This is a genomic window from Bradyrhizobium sp. WYCCWR 13022 (genome assembly GCF_030435535.1).
GTDB lineage: Bacteria > Pseudomonadota > Alphaproteobacteria > Rhizobiales > Xanthobacteraceae > Bradyrhizobium.
Genome location: NZ_JAUIZJ010000002.1, coordinates 1,320,450 through 1,324,164, shown reverse-complemented (window position 1 = coordinate 1,324,164; position 3,715 = coordinate 1,320,450). Strand labels below are relative to the sequence as shown.

Sequence of the window (3,715 nt, the reverse complement as noted above, 5' to 3'; positions counted from 1 at the left end):
AGTAGGATGCGTGTTCTGGGGGCAGCACTGGGGGTCGGGCTTGCAGCGTCGAGCATCGTGGCCGCGCGCGCGCAGGTGCCCACGATCAATCCAGGTGCGATCCAGAACGACGTCGACCGGCAACGACGCCAGTTCGAACAGCAGAGCGCGCCGCCCAAGCTGAACGGCCCCGCCGTGGTCGGCGGCCCCAGGGAAAAGTCGCCGCTGATGAAGCCCGGCGGCCCGAAATTCCGCCTGCGCAAGCTCGAATTCGACCCATCCAAATTCATCACGCCGGCGGAGCTCGACGAGATCGCGAAGAAGTATGTCGGCAAGAATGTCGACATCGCGACGCTGCTGCAGATCGTCGCCGACATCAATGCCATCTACACCGAGCGCGGCATCGTGACCGGCATCGCGACGCTGCCGGAGCAGGATCCCAAGGACGGGACGGTCAAGATCAAGCTGACCGAAGGCCGGCTCCAGAAGACCACCGTCGAGGGCAACAAGCAGACGCGGACCGACTACATCCTCCAGCGCGTGCAGGAGCCGGAAGGCGAGGTCCTCGACGTCCCCAAGCTCAATCGCGACGTGACCTGGTTCAACCGGACCAACGACGTGCAGATCAAGGCGCTGCTCCAGCCCGGCACGAGCTTCGGCCTGACCGACCTCCAGTTCGCGGTGATCGAGCCGCCGGTCGACACCTGGCAGCTCTTCGTCGACAACCAGGCCTCCGAGAACACCGGCCGCTGGGAAGGCGGCACCTTCTACAAGCGCCACGGTCTGTTCGGTGTCGACGACCGACTGACGTTCTACGGCGTCCGCTCCGACGGCAACCTGAACGGCAACGCCGCCTACAGCGTTCCGGTCAATCCCTGGGGCGGACGCGTCGGCGTCAGCTATACCGAAGGCAAGATCAAGATCATCGACGGTCCGTTCGTAACGCTCGACGTCACCGGACGGTCGAGCCAGGCCGCGGTCAATTTCAGCCAGCCGGTCTGGGTGACGCAGAACTGGCTTGTGCTGCTCAACGCCGCCGAAACCGAGGGCAAGACGGTGAGCCGCTTCTCGACGGTCGCGGTGACCGACGACCACTACGACAAGGCCACGGCCGGCGTCTCCGTGACCAATTCCGGTAACACCTATTCGATCACAGTCTCGCCCGCCGTGAACTACATCGAATGGCAAGACCATGTGCTCGGCAACAACCGCACGTTCAACACCTATACCGGCTCGCTGATCGCGACCAGCGCAGCCGGCCCGCCCAATTTCAGCGCCAACGTGCTGGCGAGCTGGCAGTATACCCAGGAGAAGCTGCTGCCGGGCGACCAGATATTCACGATCGGCGGTCCCACCACCGTGCGCGGCTATCCGACCAGCGCGGCGTCCGGTGACAGCGGCTACTATTTCAACGCCGAGCTGCATTACAATTGGTCGCAATGGCTCAGGGGATTTGACACCTACGTCTTCACCGACTGGGGCGCGGTGTATTCGACGGCCCCCGGCATCACGGAAATGTCCTCAGTCGGTGTCGGCTTCTCCTGGACTTATGCTCCGTTCATGACGTTCGAGGCGAACTATGCGACGCCGCTGAAGAATGCGGTCTCGACCCAGCGTCACTACGAGGCCTACGGCCGCGTCGTCTTCCGCCCGCTGCTGATGTTCGAGAAGCCGCAGAGCGCGGTCCCGGTGGCGGCCGTCGCCGACAAGAGCAGGTCGTAAACTTTCGCGCCTTCTCTCACCGTCGGCAATGACGGGGGATGGTGCGTGCGACCTTGCTACCGCCGCAGCGTGAACTCGCTCGCGTCGCGCCGATGCTCCCACTTCGCCCGTTCGAGCTCCGGCTGGTCGCACTCCGCCTCGGGATAACCGATGCAGAGATAGGCGATGAATTTCCAGGAGGCAGGCACATCGAGTACGTCATGGATGCGCTGCGGATTGAGGATCGAGACCCAGCCGAGCCCGATGCCGTCGGCGCGCGCGGCCAGCCACATCGCGGTGATCGCCCCGACCACCGAGTATTCCGTCGTCTCCGGCATCGTCGCGCGGCCGAGGCCATGGCCGATGTCGCTGGCCTTGTCGGCGAACACGGCGAGGTGGCCGGGCGCCTGCTCGAGGCCCGACAGTTTGAGCGCGGCATAGCGCGCCGCGCGCTCGCCGGAATAGCAGGCCAGCGCGTCGGCGTTGCACGCCTTGAAATCGTCGATCACGGCGCGGCGCCGCGAGGCATCGTCGACGATGACGAAGCGCCACGGCTGGCTCAGGCCGACCGAGGGCGATAGGCAAGCCGTGTCGATCAGCCGCTCCACGGCTCCGTCCGGCAATGGATCGGTGCGAAAGCGGCGCACATCGCGCCGCCAGACAAACAGCTCGCGCAATTGCCGACGGAAGGCGTCGTCGAACTCGACCATGACTTTAGCTTCCTGCCTGAAGGAAGGCCGCGGCAACAAGCAGGATCAGGATCTCGCCGACCTGCTCGAACGCGCCGAGGATGTCGCCGGTCTGTCCGCCGATCTGGCGGATGGCGAGCCGCGCCAGGATCAGCCCGGCCAGCGACAACAGCACCAGCCCGACCAGCGCCTTGGCCGGCCCGAGCGCCAGGGCAAGCGCGAGTGTTCCGATAGCGAAGGCTGTGGCCACGCTGCGGCCCGGCGGTGATCCAGCGCTTGCCGCGAGTCCGTCGCGTCGCGCCGGGGGGACCAGTGACATGAAGGCCGGCAAGCCCGCGCGGGCCGCGGCGTGCGCGGCGCACATCGCCAACATCACAGCCCAGGGATTGCCGATCGCGGCCAGCGCGCTCCAGCGCAGGCCGAACGACAGGATCAGCGCGCAGACGCCATAGCTGCCGATCCGGCTGTCGCGCATGATCTCGAGCTTGCGCTCGCGCGTGCGGCCGCCGCCGAGCCCGTCGGCGGTATCGGCAAGCCCGTCCTCGTGCAGCGCGCCGGTGATGAGGGCGGTCGTTGCAAGCGCGAGCAGGGCGGCCATGCCTGGCGCCAGTCCCAGTCTGCTCGCGAGCGCGTGGGATGCTCCGCCTGCAAGTCCCACCAGCAATCCCGCGACCGGCAGCGCCCAGGTCGCCCGCGCGATGGCGCCGTTGTCGGCAGGCTTCGACGAGCCTACCGGCACGATCGTGACGAAGGACGCCGCGATCCTGAGATCGGCGACGACGTCGTTCAGAAAGTCGGCGCGCGGCGTCATTTCAGCTTCATCGGCAGGCCGGCGACGATGAACTCGACCTCGTCGGCGACATCGGCAATCGTCTGATTCATGATTCCGGCGGCGTCGCGAAAGCTGCGCGCCAGCGCGTTGTCGGGCACGATGCCAAGGCCGACCTCGTTGGTGACGAGCACGACCGGGCTCTCGAGATTGCGCAGGGTGGCGGCAAGCGCGTTCACCTCGTGCTCCCAGTCGCGCTCGGCATGCATCAGGTTCGAGAGCCACAGGGTCAGGCAATCCACCAACCTTGCGCCGCCGCCATCGCTTGCGATGAGCGCGGGCACGAGATCGAGCGGCACCTCGCGTTCGATCCAGTCGGTTCCGCGACGCGCGCGGTGTCTTGCGATGCGCGCGTCCATTTCGGCATCGAAGGTCTCGGCCGTCGCGACATAGACGGGCTGCCCCGGAAAGGCGCGCGTGCGCGTTTCCGCGCGCGTGCTCTTGCCCGATCGTGCTCCGCCCGTGATCAAGATGACGGTCATGAAGGTCTCCCGTTGGCCTGACTAATCACCAAACG

At 66.3% G+C, this 3,715-nt stretch carries 4 protein-coding genes; 1 reads left to right on the top strand and 3 read right to left on the bottom strand.

Annotated elements, in window-relative coordinates:
* Nucleotides 1–6: 6 nt before the first annotated feature.
* Nucleotides 7–1,701 (top strand): ShlB/FhaC/HecB family hemolysin secretion/activation protein, encoded by a 1,695-nt coding sequence (locus QY049_RS07550; protein WP_258762299.1) that lies wholly within the window; start codon nt 7–9, stop codon nt 1,699–1,701.
* Nucleotides 1,702–1,757: 56 nt separating this feature from the next.
* Here the strand turns inward: QY049_RS07550 and bluB are convergent, their stop codons facing one another.
* From bluB to cobU, 3 genes are read right to left on the bottom strand one after another with little or no spacing between them, the layout of a single operon-like run.
* Nucleotides 1,758–2,390, bottom strand: a complete 633-nt coding sequence (gene bluB, locus QY049_RS07545) for a 5,6-dimethylbenzimidazole synthase (protein WP_194476662.1) — start codon at nt 2,388–2,390, stop codon at nt 1,758–1,760.
* Nucleotides 2,391–2,394: 4 nt separating this feature from the next.
* Nucleotides 2,395–3,180, bottom strand: coding sequence for an adenosylcobinamide-GDP ribazoletransferase (gene cobS / locus QY049_RS07540; protein WP_258762298.1), 786 nt, complete (start codon nt 3,178–3,180; stop codon nt 2,395–2,397).
* Nucleotides 3,177–3,680 (bottom strand): bifunctional adenosylcobinamide kinase/adenosylcobinamide-phosphate guanylyltransferase, encoded by a 504-nt coding sequence (cobU, locus tag QY049_RS07535; protein ID WP_258762297.1) that lies wholly within the window; start codon nt 3,678–3,680, stop codon nt 3,177–3,179. Before cobU ends, cobS begins: the two co-directional genes overlap by 4 nt.
* Nucleotides 3,681–3,715 lie beyond the last annotated feature (35 nt).

Coding starts and splice junctions, on each gene's coding strand:
- cobU (WP_258762297.1), bottom strand. CDS start 3,680: ATGACCGTCATCTTGATCACGGGCGGAGCACGATCGGGCAAGAGCACG.
- bluB (WP_194476662.1), bottom strand. CDS start 2,390: ATGGTCGAGTTCGACGACGCCTTCCGTCGGCAATTGCGCGAGCTGTTT.
- QY049_RS07550 (WP_258762299.1), top strand. CDS start 7: ATGCGTGTTCTGGGGGCAGCACTGGGGGTCGGGCTTGCAGCGTCGAGC.
- cobS (WP_258762298.1), bottom strand. CDS start 3,180: ATGACGCCGCGCGCCGACTTTCTGAACGACGTCGTCGCCGATCTCAGG.